The organism is Phytohabitans sp. LZ39 (genome assembly GCF_059359075.1).
The window spans coordinates 394,739-409,527 of record NZ_JCADBM010000005.1 but is presented as its reverse complement, the minus strand read 5'-3'; the positions used below and the strand labels follow the sequence as shown (position 1 = coordinate 409,527).

Below are 14,789 nucleotides of genomic sequence, written 5' to 3'. Positions count from 1 at the left end.
TCATCTTCGGGCTTCCCGCCGCTTTTCACGTTCTATTTCGCCCTGTTCGACTGGGATCACGTCGGTGAGCGGCATTTTCGTGGGGCTGGCGAGCTCTTCTGAGCTCGTTCACGACGCACGGTATTGGGGACGCCCATGTGGCCCGGCTCGCGTGCGTCCCACGCCGCACCGCGAAAGCGTTGCGACAGCAGTATGTAAGCGCGGTTGGATACGCTCCGCCCGCGACCAGTGGCACCCTTCGATGTCCCCACAAGATCAAGGTCCTCTATCCGTATGCGGGCGCACGTGGGGTTTGTTGAACATGGCTGATTCGGTCACCACGTTCCCGTGAAGGGTGGCTGGTTGCGTCGGTGGTGTTGGCGATGGGAGTGATATGACGGGGCTATTCCGCGGTGCTTTTGGGTGGCTGGGGAGATCGGCCGGTGGCATCTTGCCGAGACGCGGGCGGGCGTTCTACGCGTTGATGGTTATGGCTGTGCTGCTGTCGGCGGTGGGGGTGGTGGTCCAGCCTTCGCCGGTGAGGGCTGATGACTGGTACCGGGATGGGTGTTTCAATGCCCGGCAGGAACATCACGTTATGCGGTGGAATGAGTATGAGCTGGTGGTGGAGCCCGGCCCGGTGATTCGGTACGGCCATGCGTCCCTTTCCACGACCGTGTCGTACAGCACGAGTTTGACGGAGACGAGGACGGCGACGATCACGGTGGAGGGTACGCTCGACGTGGGCAAAGTCATCGAACTGAGCCTGAAGGCCGGCTACCAGACGCAGGTGAGCGTTCAGCGGGGGGTGACGTCGGCCGTCAATATGGTGCTTCCGCCCGGCGAGTTCGTAATGGTGACTCCGTACATGCGGTACGAGTTCCGGAAAGTGATCACCACCTGGGTCAAGGCCGATGGCAGTGGCTCCTGCGGCATATCAGCGACGGTGGCCCGGGTTCCCACGGCGTTCGGCGCGTGTCCGATACGCGAGGGCAGGACATTGGCCGAGGAATGCGGGTCCAGCCTCGCGCGTCGGGGTGGAGGGGCCGGGCCGAACCCTGGTGGCGCGGCGCCGCCGACGCCGCCGGGTCCGCAGCCGGTGACGGACGTGCGTAGCGTGGCCGACGGCACGGTGCTGGCCACGACCGACACGAAACGGATCTACAAGGTGGTGGGTGGGGCGCCGGTCTGGCAGGCCACCTGTGACAACGGGATCTGTGAGCCGCAGTCACGCCCGACGACCCAGGCGGTGATCGACGCCGGCCCGGCGAGGCCGCGTAACGGCTCGTCAGCTATCGACCAGCGTGGCCGGGTGTATCTGTTCGTCGGGGGTGCCCCGCTGTGGCAGGACTCGTGCGCCGCCCCGGTCAACTGCGGCACCCCGGTCAAGGTGTCCAACTGGTCGATCGACGCCCGCGATCACATGAACCAGGTGCCCGCGGACGGTAACCTCGTCCAGGCCGTGTCGAACGGGACCGACCTGCCGGTGGCCGCGACGCTCGGCGGGGCATTGATTCCGTTCGCCAACCCGCAGGAGGTCATCGAGACCGGTCACGGCACGGACTGGGCCCGGAAGGTGACCGCGATCAGCGGCGTCAGCTACCACACGCTTGGGTTCGAGCCGGCCAACGGCACCCTGGTCCAGGGAGTGGCCGGCGGTGTCTCCACCCCGGTCGCCACGTTCGCCGGTGGGGCGATCGTCCCGTTCGCCAGCCCGCAGGAAGTCATCGACACCGGCCATGGCGGTGATTGGGCCGGCAAGGTACGAGCCGTTCCCGCCCGGATCTTCAACGCCCGGTCCCGGGTGCCCACGGATAACACCCTCGTGCAGGGCACGGGTGGGGGCGCCTCCACCCCGGTAGCGATGATGGTCGGCGGGGCGCGGATCAACGTCGCCAGCCCGCAGGAGCTCATCGACGCTGGATACGGCACCGACTGGCCGAGCAAGGTCCAAGCCATCCCGACCCGCGTATTCAACGAACTCCGCGCGGACGTGCCGGCTGACGGCACTTTGATCCAGGGCATCAACGGCAGCACCCCGGTCGCCAAAATCGTCGGCGGCGCCACCGTCCCGTTCGCCAACCCGCAAGAGGTCACCGACGTCGGCTACGGCGCCGAATGGCACCTGCACGTACGGGCGGTACCACACCGTGCGTATACCGCTCTACGGAGCACGCCGGCGAACGGCACTCTGGTCAAGAAGCCGAACCACGAAGGCATCGGCGTCGTTCTCGGCGGCGCATGGGTTTCCTTCAGCAACTGGAACGAACTGGAAGAGACCGGGCACAAGGGCCAGCCGATCCATGTGATTCCCAGCCGTGTTCTGGACGCTCTTCCTCGCACTATCGGGGACGGCGTTCTGGTTAAGAAGGCAGACCATAGCGGCATCGGCGTCATTGTCGGCGGCGCGTGGGTCTCCTTCGATACCTGGAACGAACTCGCGGGTGCCGGGTACGGTAGTCACCCGGTCCATGTGATTCCCGGCCGTGTTCTGGACGCTCTTCCTCGCACTATCGGGGACGGCGTTCTGGTTAAGAAGCCAGACCACAGCGGCATCGGCGTTATCGTTGGCGGCGCGTGGGTCTCCTTCGATACCTGGAACGAACTCGCGGGTGCCGGGTACGGTAGTCACCCGGTCCATGTGATTCCCGGCCGTGTTCTGGACGCTCTTCCTCGCACTATCGGGGACGGCGTTCTGGTTAAGAAGCCAGACCACAGCGGCATCGGCGTTATCGTTGGCGGCGCGTGGGTCTCCTTCGATACCTGGAACGAACTCGCGGGTGCCGGGTACGGTAGTCACCCGGTCCATGTGATTCCCGGCCGTGTTCTGGACGCTCTTCCTCGCACTATCGGGGACGGCGTCCTGGTTAAGAAGCCAGACCACAGCGGCATCGGCGTTATCGTCGGCGGCGCGTGGGTCTCCTTCGATACCTGGAACGAACTCGCGGGTGCCGGGTACGGTAATCATCCGGTCCATGTGATTCCCGGCCGTGTTCTGGACGCTCTTCCCCGCACCATCGGAGACGGCGTCCTGGTCAAATCGCCGGACTCCGCGACCGTCTGGAAGATCGTCGGCGGGAAGCGCACGGTCACTACCGAGACCGGATCGGTCCGGACCGTTCCGAAGCGGGTGATCGACGGCATCCCGCTGGCGTAACCAGGACGACCGGCGGGGTGCGAGGCGTCGACCTCGCACCCCGCCGGACCGACCATTGTCCGTGATGAATGCGGGGATCCAGCGGTGGCGAGATCGGCCCCCCTGGCCGATCTGGTGCCTGATGCCCGGGTGCTTCGCACCTCAACCCTGTGCCCACGGCCGGCGCGCGCGTCCTCGGCATGCACTGCCGGCGTCAGCGAAACGACAGCGGCACACAGCTCTTAGGCACCTGCTTTTGTCGTCACGGATCGGGGCATCTGACGAAAGACTGCGGAACCTGAAAGCCGTTCGATACCTGGTGATCCTGGTCCATCAACATCCCGTCTCGTACGCACCTCCACCAGCCTGGCGGATCGATGCGTCACCGTCTCCCTGGGCCCCGCGTACGGGTATAAACGTGCATACGCGTGGTCGTGGGTGGTGGGTCCGCGGGCGGGAAGGTCATCCGAGTGCTGTTATGGCCTGCACCGACGCGGGCGCGGCGCCCGGCGTCCGGTAGAACGCCGCGTTCGTCACGTAGATGGTCCGGCGGCGGCCGTCGATCGCGACCGCGGTCGGTTGGGACAGGCCGTCGGCCGTCGTTGCCAGGATCGTCGTGGTGCCGTCGGGCCGGATCCGTTCGACGGTCTGCGCCGAGATGCGGGCGACGATGATGGTGTTGTCGTGGTGGATGTCGAAGTCGTCGACGTCGGCGAATATTGGTCCGCGTTGGCGCACCGTGGGCGTTCCCGGCCGGCCGTCGCGGCCGATCGGCACCGACGCGAGCAGCTCCTGCGACGGGTTTCCGATCCACAGCGCGTTGCCGTGCAGTTCGGTGCCGTTCGCGCCGTAGGGCGTGCCGCCGGCCGCGCGCGTCAGCAGCGGATGGCGCAGCCACGTCTCGGCGACCCGTCGGCCGGCCGGCACCCGCCAGACCACGCCGAGTGCGTCGTCGGCGATGTAGAGGTTGCCCTGGTGGTCGCGTGACATCCCGTTCGGGCTCGCATCGACTGGAAGGGCCGCTAGGCGCCGGAATGGCCGTCCCGGCCAGCCCTGCCACACGCCGGCGATCGCCGCGTCGGTCGACAGTACGGCCACCGAGACGACGCCGCTGGGCGCGACCGCGATCCCGTTCGCGCGCGTTACCGCACCTGATTGTCGCGATTTCGGCAACACGGTCACTGAGGTCCGCCCGTCGGGCCGGCGGTGCCATACCGTCGCCGCTGCGTGCAGCGCGACGTGGATCGTGCCGTTGTCGCCGATCACCACGCTTTCGGGATGTTCGTCCGGGTGGGTGAACGTTACGAGCGTGCGCACCGCGCTGGCCGGGGCCGCCACCGCCGGGGACATCGCGAGGACGAGCGCCGCGGCCGTGACGGCGAGGGCACTACGCTGCCAACCAGAGAAGGTCGTCATGAGAGCAACCATAAGGAACCCTGATAGTGGGTGCAAGGGACCCTGATACTTTGGCCGGCCCCGACCGTGCCCTCGGCTGGACGGTGGTGCGGCTCGCGCACGTGCTGAACAGGCGGTTCGAGGACGAGATGCGACCGTTCGGCCTGACGCCGACACAGTTCGGAGTGCTCGCCACGATCGCCACCGAGCCCGGCATCGGGTCCGGGCAACTGGCCCGCCGGGTGCTCGTCACGCCGCAGAGCGTCGGCGAACTCGTCGCATCGCTCGAAGCGGCCGGGCACGTCGTCCGCGACCGCAGCGGCGGACGCGGGCGCCGGGCAGGCATCGACCTGACGTCGCAGGGCCGGTCGGTCCTCGACCGAGCCGCCCGAGCCGCCGACGCGCTGAACGACCCGGCCATCTTCGGCCTCGACGCCGACGAGGCCGCGACGCTGAACGCCCTCCTGCACCGCGCCCTGGCCGCGACTCAGAAGCCAGCATGACCCCGGCGACCGCCGCGGAGTAGGTATCGCGCTGACCAACCTCGCCTACGTGCTGTTCGAGCTGCGCCGGTTCGACGAAGCGGTCACCGCCACCACCGCGGATGTTGTGATCTGCCACGAGCTGGGCGACCGCAACGGCGAGGCCACCGCGCTGAACAACCTCGGCTCAGGGCTGCGCGAGCTGGGCCGACTCGACGAGGCGATCGCCGCCCATCAACAGGCCGTCGATATCCATCGCGTCACCGGCGACCGGTACGGCGAAGGCTTTGCGCTCAACGACCTTGGCGTTGCCCTGACCCTCGCACGTCGCCTCGATGAGGCAATCGCCACCCATCAACAGAATCTCGCGCTCTGCCGACAGACCGGCGACCGGCACCGCGAAGGCCAGGCTTACAACATGCTGGGCAACGCCCTGCTGGAAAGCGGCCGCATCGACGAGGCGATCACCGCGCACCAGCTGGCCATCGACTGCTACCGGGACACCGGCGACCGCCACGGCGAAGGCAAGGCCCTGGTCAACCTCAGCATCGCCCTGCACCGGGCGCAGCGATTCACCGAAGCGATCACCGCGAGCGAGCACGCGATCGACCTCCACGCCGCGATCGGCGACCGCCATGGCGAAGGCTTGGCCCACAACTGCCTCGGCAGCGCATGTCACGTGCTAGGCCGGCTAGATGAGGCAGTCCGCGCCTTCGAGCAGGCCGTCCGCCTCCACCAGGACTCCGGCGACCGCCGCACCGAACAGACCGCGTTGACCAACCTCGGCATCGTTCACCGCGACGCCGGCCGCTTCGATCACGCCGCTGCCGCATTCGAGCAGGCCACCAACATCCTGCGCGACATCGGCGACCACCACGGCGAGGCGCTCACCGCAACCGATCTCGGAACCCTCCAACACCTAGCCGGCCGCACCGCCGACGGGATCGCCACACTGCGGCGCGCGGCAACCCTTCTACACCAGAGCGGCGACACCCACCATGAAGGACTGGCATGGATCAGTCTCGGCGAGATCCTGCACCAGAGCGGCCGCCTCGACAAGGCAGTCACCACCCTCCAGCACGCCGCCGAACTCCTCCGCACAGCCGGCGACCTCCCCGGCGAGAGCCTGGCATGCAACAACCTCGCCGGTACCCTGGCCGCGGCAGGGCGCCTCGACGAAGCGATCGTCATCTACCGCAGAGACCTGGCGATCTGCGAGCAGACCAACGACCGGCGAAACGAAGGCGCGACCCGGTCCGCCCTCGGCGCCGTCCTGTACCAGGTGGGCCAGACGCTGGAAGCACGCGAGCAATGGATCTTGGCGCTCAAGGCCTTCATTGCGGTCGGCGCCAAGGAGGAGGCGGCCCGAGTGCGTACCTACATCACGCGGATCAGCGGGCCGGACAGCTCGGCACCGTCGATGGAATTGTTCGGTCATTGGCGGCTGTGATCTGCGATCGCCGCGACAGCGTCAGGACAGCGTCAAGACAGTGGCATCTGTGAATATTGTTTCGCTGACAACACTGTCAGTCGGCGTGGAGCTCAGAGAAACAGGGCATGCCGCCGTCTCAGCTGGGGAAAGGAAAGGCATGCGCAAAAGCATCGCAAGACCCCTGCTCGCACTTCTGCTCGTGGCAGTCGGAGTGCTGTTCGCCCCCGCCTCGTCCGCCATGGCGGCGCCGTCGACGGCGGCACCGGCGGTCGCCGCGACCGGGCCGGACGCCGGTGAGATCGGGACGATGGATGCGTCGAGCTGCAACTATCCGTCGTGGGGTCCGGTCTGCATCGCCGTCAACGGCAGTGGTTTGTTCGTGTCCCGGATCACCGCCAGCCACGTCAAGCCCGGCTGGATCTGCGACAAGGACTTCCACGTCTGGGGCTATTACGAGAATGGTCAGGAGTGGCATCGGAATGCCACCGCGGGTTGCGGCCTGAACTCCGTGTGGGTCAACTTCGACCTGAACAACTACATGAGGGACGGATCGTCGATCTGCGCTGACATGAAGGACCACACGCAGGGTTCGTGGCACGCGAACGGCTTCGCCTGCGTAAGGATTCACCGATGAGGCACAGTCGGTTCGGACGCATGTGGCTCGCTCTGGCTGTCAGCATTGCCGGGCTGACGGCGGCGCTGGTCACCGCGGCGCCCGCTACCGCAGCTCCAGCCTCCCCGGCCGGCTCGGACGACGTAGGCGTGATGCTTAAATGCGGCTACGACGTTGACAGCGTCGGGATTGTCGCCTACTACACTCACTGCGACCCGAGAACGCACGTCATCATCAAGGTATGGACCACTCCCATTACGGCATACGAGCGGTGTGTCGGCCCGGGCCAAACCACCCTGGGGTGGGTTCAGTTCAACATCTGGGCCGAGTACGTAAGGCTGTGCTGACGCCATCTTGATTGGCCGGCGTGCTCCGACCATCTCCCGGTCAACGGCCGCCAGGGTGTTCGTCTCCTAACGAAACGGCCGGCGGTTTCGTGCACGATCCAGTGCTCGGGCCTGCCGGCCGTCGGTCTTCGACCCGATCGCCTACCGGCAACGCCACGCGGTCAAGATGAGCAAGCAGCGATACGGCGTGGGATAGTGCGGTTCGAGGCGGTGGCGCCGCTGTTCTCTGGCGTCACATGATTGGGTGATCCCCGATGGTTGCTATGCAAGCTCGGGTGGGAGCCTGGTGCGCCCGTCAACGACCGCTCCGGCCAACTGCTCGGCAGTCAGCATCCGGTCGCAGGAGGCCTGGCCGCGGTGCGAGGAGCCGTTGTCCACGACCCAGAACACCCGTCGAGCTGAGGCGTACGGCTCGGCTGTCATGACCTGCTCGACCAGGGCGGCGAACGGTTTGATGCCGGTGGTCGGCGCGCACCGGCCGGTCACTGTGCCGGCGTGCACGTCCAGGGCGGCCAGGTAAGCCAGCGCGTCGCCGCGGTCGTACTCGTGCTCGACGCGCATGTGCCGGGCCAGGCCGGGTGGCAGGGTTGGGTGGCAGCGGCAGCGGGCCTGGATTGCAGCCGGCGCGGGGCTTGGTTGGTGGCGTCGTTGTGCCGCTCGGTCAAGGAGTGTGCCTTCTGCCGATGACCGAGGGCCTGTTCGACGAGGTGGCGCGAGGCGGCACGGTTGACTCGCGCTTCGCCGTGTGCCAGCGCTTTCCGCCGGGGTTTGACACGGTGCTGGCCGAGTGGTCTGGGCGTGGGCCGGTGGCCTACGTGGAGGCCGATTTCTGGGGCGGGACTGGCACGCAGTTCGCGGCGGTCTGGGAGGCCGGCGCGCTTGTGCTCGGACCGATCGTGGACGGTGATGACGCGCCTCCGGTCACGGTCCGACGGTCTGCGATTTCCCAGGCGCTTCGGAGGCTCGGCGTCCGTGCGCATGGCCACATCGATGAATTCGATGCGGTAGGGCTTGGTAGACACCGCCGTGTGGAGGCGTGGCTCAAGGGACAACCGTAGTCAACGATGAGTCGACGAGGGCCGACAGGGCTCGCGCACTCATTTGCCGCGGCTGCTATGGCTGCTGCCCATCACCTCGGCGGAAATGCAGCACGTGCTACGGAAGCTCCGCAACCACAACCATTCGATTGTGGTCGGCATTCAGCGGGCTTCCGTCTTCGCCGTATCCGGCCACACGGGTGAAACCCGCGGCGGTGCACCAATCACGCAGCTCGGGAAAGCCGAACAACCGCTTGACGAAAGTCAATCGGCGGGCTTGACCGTCGCGAACGACCGTGCGTTCGACCTGGAAGCGTCCCGTCAGCGGATCCAGGTGGTGACGGTCGACGAGCATGTCGCCGTTGTTTCGGATAGCCGTGACACGCGACGGCGTGTACGACGCAAGGAATTTCGTCAGGTTGTCGAGATCCATGGCCAGCTTGCCGCCCGGCCGTAGGACTCGTGCCATCTCCGTCAGCACAGTGCGGTTGATGACGTCATCGAAGTACCCGAACGCCGTCGTCCAGTTGACGACCCGGTCGAACCGGGCCGTCCATCCTGGCAGTTCTCGCATGTCCCCGGATACGTACTCGACTTCCACGGCCATCGCCTCCGCGTCGGCTCGAGCGCGACCCAGGAACGCCGCCGAGGAGTCGAGGCCGGTGACCCGGCACCCGCGCGCCGCCAACATGTTCGCCAACACGCCGTGGCCACAGGCCAGATCGAGCACGCTCATTCCAGGTTGCAGATCCAGCAGCTGCCAGACGAGATCAGCGGCGGCGGACGCGCCGGCGTACGCCGTTCCCACAACGGGGCCGTGCGTCGGCGTGCCGTCGGCGTCCGATCCGGCGAAGAAATGCAGGTAGTCCTCGTCGTACATCGCCGCTGCGTCAAACAGATCCGCCGTCACGGTGCCCACCGTATGGACGGGCGGCGTAGCCGGCAACCGCTTTGACCCGACCGCTCACGGCGCGCCTGTTCTGCCGCCGACAGTAGGTTGGCCGGGCGTACCAAGCCTCAGCTGACGCGGTCGACGACAATCTGGGTCCATGTCGGGTCTTCGAGGCGGTCGGCTATGTCGGCGAGCATGACCGCCGACAACGATGTCTGATGTGGAATCCCTACCCCGAATGTCAGGACACGGACCGTTGTCGCACCGGCGCAACCGCTACATCTGGTCCGGCGACAAGTTCAAGGCTGTGGCAAGGGCTGCCGGGCCGAGCCTTTGGTCAGCTCATTTGCCCGTGTCGACGCGCCACCAATCTTTCGCGTCAGTTGCCTCCCCGGACCAGAATTCCAGAAGGTCTCCGGGCGCGAGTCCGAGGGCTCGTTCGATCTCGCTGGGAGTGAGGTCGCGCAGGGAGTTGGACAGCGACCGGGTCAGGTCGAGCCAGTAGCCGCGCAGTGTGGATTCGCTTACGAACAGTTGCTTGGCGATCTGGGCGTAGCTCAGGCCGCGGGCGCGGCCGTGGAGGATCTGGCGCTGGCGTTTGCTGAGCAGGGTGATGCAGTCGCGCCGGACCAGAACCTCGAGTATCCCGACGACCGGCTGCGGCACGATGGTGCCACCGGAGGCGACTTCGAGGAAGAGTTGCTCTGCCCGGCCGGTTGGCAGCGCCTTGGAGACGATCCCGCTCGCGCCCGCCGCGACACACGCGGCGAGGACGAAGCGGCGTTCCTCCTGGCTGTAGACGCAGACGCGGTAGCCGCGGCTCGTCAACGCGCGGATCGCGGCGATGCCCTGGCGGACGTCGGGTTGCTGTTCGAGGTTTGCCAGGTGCAGGTCGAGCAGGACTACGTCTACGGTCGGGCGTCGACGCACGAGTTCCTCCACGGTCGCGAACGCGGCGACGACGTCCAGACCAGGCATGAGCAGGCCGAACGACTCGCGTATCAGCGACGCGTCGTCGACTACCGCCACCTGGGGCCTCATGGCGCGTCCGCGGTGGCGTCCCGGTCCGTATGAACGGCGGCTGGCCCGGGGCCGGACCAGATCGTCACTGTGGTCCCCTCATCTACTCCGGACTCGATCTTTACGTGGAGCCCTTGCCGCCGCAGTTCGCCGACGACGACCTCGCGCAGCCCAACCCCCGCGGGCACGGAGGTTGGGTCGAACCCGACGCCGTCGTCGTGCACAGTCATCACCCAAGTCCCGTCCGTGTCCTGGTCGAGGTGGATCACGACCGTGTCCGCGCGGGCGTGCACGCGTACGTTGAGAAGCAGGCTCTCGAGGGCGCGTTCGAGCGCTTCGGCTTGCCCGGCGGGAACTTTCAGGTCGGCGCCGAGGTCGACCAATGCATCGACGTGCAGGTCGGCGAATCGGTCGCAGACCCGCTCGATCACCGCAGCGAGCACGACGGGGGAGTTGGCATCGGCCACCTCAGCGGCGGCTGCATCCCTGTCCGGCGCCTGGCCGCGCAGGTAGGAGCGCATGCGCCGCAGCTCCACCTCAGCCTGGTCGATGAGCCGGGAGCGTGTGGCGTCGGTCCCCGGCTCGGTGAGCAGCCGCATGAGCGCGACGCCGTTGTGCATCATCACCTGGGCACGCCTCTCCTCCTCGCGCCGCGCCAGCTCCGCGGCGCGGGCCCGCGAGGAATCAGCGTCGCGCGCGATGCGGCGGGTGAATCCGAAGAAGATCCGCGCGACCAGCGCGTACACCACGTAGGTGAGGACGTTGCCGACGGCGGTCCAGGTCATGTTTCCCTCGATCTCGCCGCCGAGATACACCATGTAGGAGACGACAACGCCGAGGAGACCGCCCGCCCAGAGGACGCGGCTGCGGACACCGCTGGCAGTGATGATGACCGACAGCGCGTAGGCCGGTTGGTACGTGACCCAGGTGCCGATGCGTTCCCCCGACGGCAGTACCAGAGGCCCCAGGACGAGCAACACGCAGGCCAGCGCGAAGTCCGTCGCGGAGGTCGCCGCGCCCAGCGGGCGACGGCGCACGAGCGTCACCACGCTCACCGCGACGGCCGCGACGGCTGCGGCGGCCCAGCACGCGAGGTAGCCGACTTCATGCGGTGACGTCGCTACGCCGATGTGAACAGCCGGGATCATCTGCGCGATCGTGCCCAAGCGGATCCCCGCTATGCAGTACGAGAATGCCCGCTCGACGCCGGCCTTGGTCGTTGGCAACTCCGCGACCCGCCATAGCCCCTTCCGGCCGCTCATGGTCCTCCTCGGGGTGACCGACGGTCCAGGCCGACGAAAGTTCGCGGATTCGTTGGGTCACAGCGAACCCCCGAAACGCAACGATCAGGGTACTTCAGCCGACCGAGCGGGATATCACCCGGTTTCCTTCGAGAGGACACGATAGATGCGACGAGTCCTGGCCCTGCTCGTCTCGCTGGCGGTCACCGCAGGCCTGACGGTGGTCGCGGCAGGCCCCGCACGTAGCAGCGCCAAGAAACAACGCGGCGATTCTCGCTCCCGGGGGCATGCCGGTGCGGGCCGCGCCGGCCTCGGCGGGCGCCTTCAGAGTGACCGGGACGGGGCAGTCCGCGCTGGCTCTGGATGACGCGACGATGCAGGACCTGGCTACGTATGCCAAGCAGAGCGGACGGGGTTGGCACACATAGCATGCTCACCCGGATCGGTCGGGTGCACCGCCACCTCGACGCCACGGTATTGCAGAACTAGCCCTGTTTCAAAGAAGCCTCACCCTGAGGTGTTCACCACGGACGAGTTGGGCGGCGGCATAGACCACCCGGTCGGTGCCGCGCCCAGCCGCGCAGGCTATGACCTGTACGGGGGCGCGGCTGGCGGCCGTCTCGCCGATCCCGCGCTGAAAGGAGATCTCCACCATGAAAGGGAAGCATCTGAAACGCAGAATCGAGACGCTGATCGCGGCCTGCGCGGTCGCGATTTCCGGTGGCGTCTTCGTGGCGGTGCCTCCGGCGTCCGCAGACGGTTTGGCCAACCCGAGCGGCACGCTCACCGTCTCCTGCCCGGGCGCCGAGGCCTTCATCCAGGTCGGCTGGGAAGGCCCGAACAAGGTGAACATCTGGTGGCGCGTCGAAGACACCGGCACGGCGGCCAACATCTCTCCGGTCCTGCGGATCCAGGCCCACGACGAGGACCACAACGCGGAGCCCTTCGTCTTCCCCGGCGACAACGCCTACTTCGTCCTCAGGGGCGGCAACGGCACCCATCAGGATGGCGCCAAGTTCGAATGGAACCCAAGCAACCTCGCCGACCTCAACCACCTTCTGGTGAAGGTCCAGAACGGGACGACCGAGCAGGGGACCTCCTGCTACCAGGAGAGGAATATCTTCAACTGGACCAGGATCGCCTACCGGAAAGCTGTCGACAAGCAGGGTGCCGACTACTTGTTGGGTGGTACGGGTCCAGCCTATGACTGCTCGGGGCTCCTGCTCACCTCCTACAACGAGGTCGGAAACTTCCCCGATTTCGACACGAGCAGCGTCCGCACCGCCGAACAGATCTACGACTGGGCGCGGACCCATACCTCTCCCGCGAAGAAATACGCCAAGCGGATTCCGACCTCGGACCTGAAGATCGGTGACCTGCTCTTCTACACCAACACCGTCGACAACGGTCGCTACATCACGCACGTCGCCTTCTGGGCCGGGGACGACACCCTCTACGACGCCCGCAGCCCCGGGGTCAAAGTCGGCTTCCACGCCAATACCTCGTGGTGGAGCAGCCGCTTCGTCGCCGCCTACCGCATCCTCGGCGTTACGACCGTCGACAATGGATGACCTGCAACCTGTGGAGTCCACATTGACCATTCGCCAGGTGACGGAGCGCGTGGTCGAGCTCGGCCTCGTAGACGCGCAGACAGCGTTAGATGCCCTGGAACCGGACATGTTGGACAGGACGCTTGACTACTTCGGTGTGCCGGACGACCGGGCCGTGCTGAGGCTGCTCGACAGTCTGGGGATCTGGTACGACGCCGACCCAGATGCCTTCCGCGGAGTATGTGAAGACGGGCCCCAACTGTACGAGGAGCAGTTGCGGTTGATCGCGGACCGCACGCGTGGACTGATCACGATCACGGACGTCGACGTGGTGGACGACGAGGCGGGCGGTCACCATGCGCTGCGGTTCCGCTGCGACGGGGAGCCGCGCGAGTGGCGGATCCCGCACGACGAGGACGAGGACGAGGAGGAGTTCGATGCCGTGATGACGTTCGCCATGCGCATTCACGAACTCGTGCCGGCCGGCTCGCCTGCTCGGTGGTGCGCCGTCGAGATCTACGACGGCGCCTACGGGCCGCAGGCCGTCTTCGGCGATCCCGAGGCGGTGCGGCAGCTGGGTGCCGAGTTCGGCCTGACCTTCCGGGCGTGAGGCACCGCCTCTCCCAACCACCGCCTGCGCCCGTGCGCGCGCCACAGGCGGCGCCGATCCCGCCCTGTCTGATGGCTCGAGCCGCTCCGCCCCATCCAGGTGATGGCGGCTATGCTGCGCCGTGACTGGCCCGCCCACTGCCCGGTTGGCCATCGTCGAGCAGTGGCCCCCGCATTGTTCGACGACAAAGCGCGACGACTTCCGTCGCCCAGAACGACAAGGGAGTAGGCCTCTGCCGTGACAGATGCGAAGCGTGATTTGGCCGATGTCATCGAGGAGTTCGTCGCGGCCTTCAACGACAACGACCTTGACAGGGTGATGTCGTTCTTCTCGGAAACGGCGGAGTACTGTCCGGGCAACGGCGTCACACATCACGGCCGGGCCGCTATCCGAGCAGAGTTCGCGCCACAGTTCGCCGGCCGATACGGCGCTATGCGCTTCGAGGTGTACGACCGGCTCGTCGACCAGGCCCGGCGGCGGGCGGCCATCCGCTGGGTGTGCCGGATCGACATCTCCGGCCCGCGTGGACGTGCCGTCCCCTTGGCGCTGCGGCTGTTCGCACGCCTGCGGTACGGCACGCACATGCGGTGGCACGGCGTCGATGTCTTCCATTTCGACACCGATGGAGCGATCACCGGCAAATACACCTACGCCAACTACCGCATTCCTCCACTGATGCAGCGCGACCGAGAGCCGAGCTGGTAGCAGCCGCTAGCGGTTGCCGCACAGGGCCGGCCCCCGGTCGCATCGACCAGGGGGCCGGCCGTGAGATGTCAGCTCATCCGATCCGGTACGCGCGCAGGACGGTCTGTTCCGTGCTGGTGCCGTCCCGGTCGGTGGCGGTTGCTCGCAGTGATACGAACCCGTCGCCGGCCGGATGCCTTCGGGACGCGCAAGGGCGACCGGACTGCGCGTCCGAAGGCCCCAGGCAGGTCGTCACTGAGGGTGAGGGTCGCCTCTTTCTCGTGTGGGGTAAGGGTTCTCCGGGCCGCCCGAACAGCCGACGCCTGGCGGCCGCGGCGGGAGCGGTGCCTCGTGGCAATCACGCCGAAGGT

14 protein-coding genes are annotated in these 14,789 nt (G+C 67.0%); 9 read left to right on the top strand and 5 right to left on the bottom strand.

Annotated elements, in window-relative coordinates:
• The first annotated feature begins 469 nt into the window (after positions 1-469).
• A complete protein-coding gene (locus AC5L36_RS13345) occupies positions 470-3,136 on the top strand; it encodes a hypothetical protein (protein ID WP_441215786.1) in 2,667 nt (888 codons plus the stop codon).
• Positions 3,137-3,577: 441 nt separating this feature from the next.
• On the opposite strand, the gene AC5L36_RS13340 is transcribed toward AC5L36_RS13345, so the two are convergent.
• Positions 3,578-4,531, bottom strand: a complete 954-nt coding sequence (locus AC5L36_RS13340) for an SMP-30/gluconolactonase/LRE family protein (protein WP_441215785.1) — start codon at positions 4,529-4,531, stop codon at positions 3,578-3,580.
• 50 nt (positions 4,532-4,581) lie between these two features.
• Between AC5L36_RS13340 and AC5L36_RS13335 the strand changes: the two genes are divergently transcribed.
• From AC5L36_RS13335 to AC5L36_RS13320, 4 genes are all read left to right on the top strand, one after another.
• Positions 4,582-5,013 carry a MarR family winged helix-turn-helix transcriptional regulator gene (locus tag AC5L36_RS13335; protein ID WP_441215784.1) on the top strand — a complete coding sequence of 144 codons (432 nt, stop codon included), beginning with the start codon at positions 4,582-4,584 and terminating at the stop codon, positions 5,011-5,013.
• 25 nt (positions 5,014-5,038) lie between these two features.
• Positions 5,039-6,442 (top strand): tetratricopeptide repeat protein, encoded by a 1,404-nt coding sequence (locus tag AC5L36_RS13330; RefSeq protein ID WP_441215863.1) that lies wholly within the window; start codon positions 5,039-5,041, stop codon positions 6,440-6,442.
• Positions 6,443-6,581: 139 nt separating this feature from the next.
• Positions 6,582-7,058 carry a hypothetical protein gene (locus AC5L36_RS13325; protein ID WP_441215783.1) on the top strand — a complete coding sequence of 159 codons (477 nt, stop codon included), beginning with the start codon at positions 6,582-6,584 and terminating at the stop codon, positions 7,056-7,058.
• Entirely contained in the window at positions 7,055-7,384 is a 330-nt protein-coding gene (locus AC5L36_RS13320) for a DUF6355 family natural product biosynthesis protein (RefSeq protein WP_494908091.1), read from the top strand. The genes AC5L36_RS13325 and AC5L36_RS13320 overlap by 4 nt, the downstream gene beginning before the upstream one ends.
• Positions 7,385-7,645: 261 nt before the next feature.
• Here the strand turns inward: AC5L36_RS13320 and AC5L36_RS13315 are convergent, their stop codons facing one another.
• Complete coding sequence (locus AC5L36_RS13315) at positions 7,646-7,945, bottom strand: hypothetical protein (protein WP_441215781.1); 300 nt, start codon at positions 7,943-7,945, stop codon at positions 7,646-7,648.
• Positions 7,946-8,067: 122 nt separating this feature from the next.
• Here AC5L36_RS13315 and AC5L36_RS13310 point away from each other — a divergent pair, with 122 nt between their 5' ends.
• A complete protein-coding gene (locus tag AC5L36_RS13310) occupies positions 8,068-8,442 on the top strand; it encodes a hypothetical protein (RefSeq protein WP_441215780.1) in 375 nt (124 codons plus the stop codon).
• A gap of 97 nt (positions 8,443-8,539) precedes the next feature.
• Here the strand turns inward: AC5L36_RS13310 and AC5L36_RS13305 are convergent, their stop codons facing one another.
• The 3 genes from AC5L36_RS13305 to AC5L36_RS13295 form a co-directional block, all read right to left on the bottom strand.
• Complete coding sequence (locus AC5L36_RS13305) at positions 8,540-9,331, bottom strand: class I SAM-dependent methyltransferase (protein WP_441215779.1); 792 nt, start codon at positions 9,329-9,331, stop codon at positions 8,540-8,542.
• 324 nt (positions 9,332-9,655) lie between these two features.
• Entirely contained in the window at positions 9,656-10,342 is a 687-nt protein-coding gene (locus AC5L36_RS13300; RefSeq protein WP_441215778.1) for a LuxR C-terminal-related transcriptional regulator, read from the bottom strand.
• Between the two features lie 8 nt (positions 10,343-10,350).
• Complete coding sequence (locus AC5L36_RS13295) at positions 10,351-11,499, bottom strand: sensor histidine kinase (protein WP_441215777.1); 1,149 nt, start codon at positions 11,497-11,499, stop codon at positions 10,351-10,353.
• Positions 11,500-12,227: 728 nt separating this feature from the next.
• Between AC5L36_RS13295 and AC5L36_RS13290 the strand changes: the two genes are divergently transcribed.
• From AC5L36_RS13290 to AC5L36_RS13280, 3 genes are all read left to right on the top strand, one after another.
• Positions 12,228-13,145 carry a C40 family peptidase gene (locus AC5L36_RS13290; RefSeq protein ID WP_441215776.1) on the top strand — a complete coding sequence of 306 codons (918 nt, stop codon included), beginning with the start codon at positions 12,228-12,230 and terminating at the stop codon, positions 13,143-13,145.
• A complete protein-coding gene (locus AC5L36_RS13285) occupies positions 13,138-13,734 on the top strand; it encodes a hypothetical protein (protein WP_441215775.1) in 597 nt (198 codons plus the stop codon). The genes AC5L36_RS13290 and AC5L36_RS13285 overlap by 8 nt, the downstream gene beginning before the upstream one ends.
• Before the next feature lie 237 nt (positions 13,735-13,971).
• Positions 13,972-14,439, top strand: a complete 468-nt coding sequence (locus tag AC5L36_RS13280) for a YybH family protein (RefSeq protein WP_441215774.1) — start codon at positions 13,972-13,974, stop codon at positions 14,437-14,439.
• Positions 14,440-14,789: the final 350 nt, after the last annotated feature.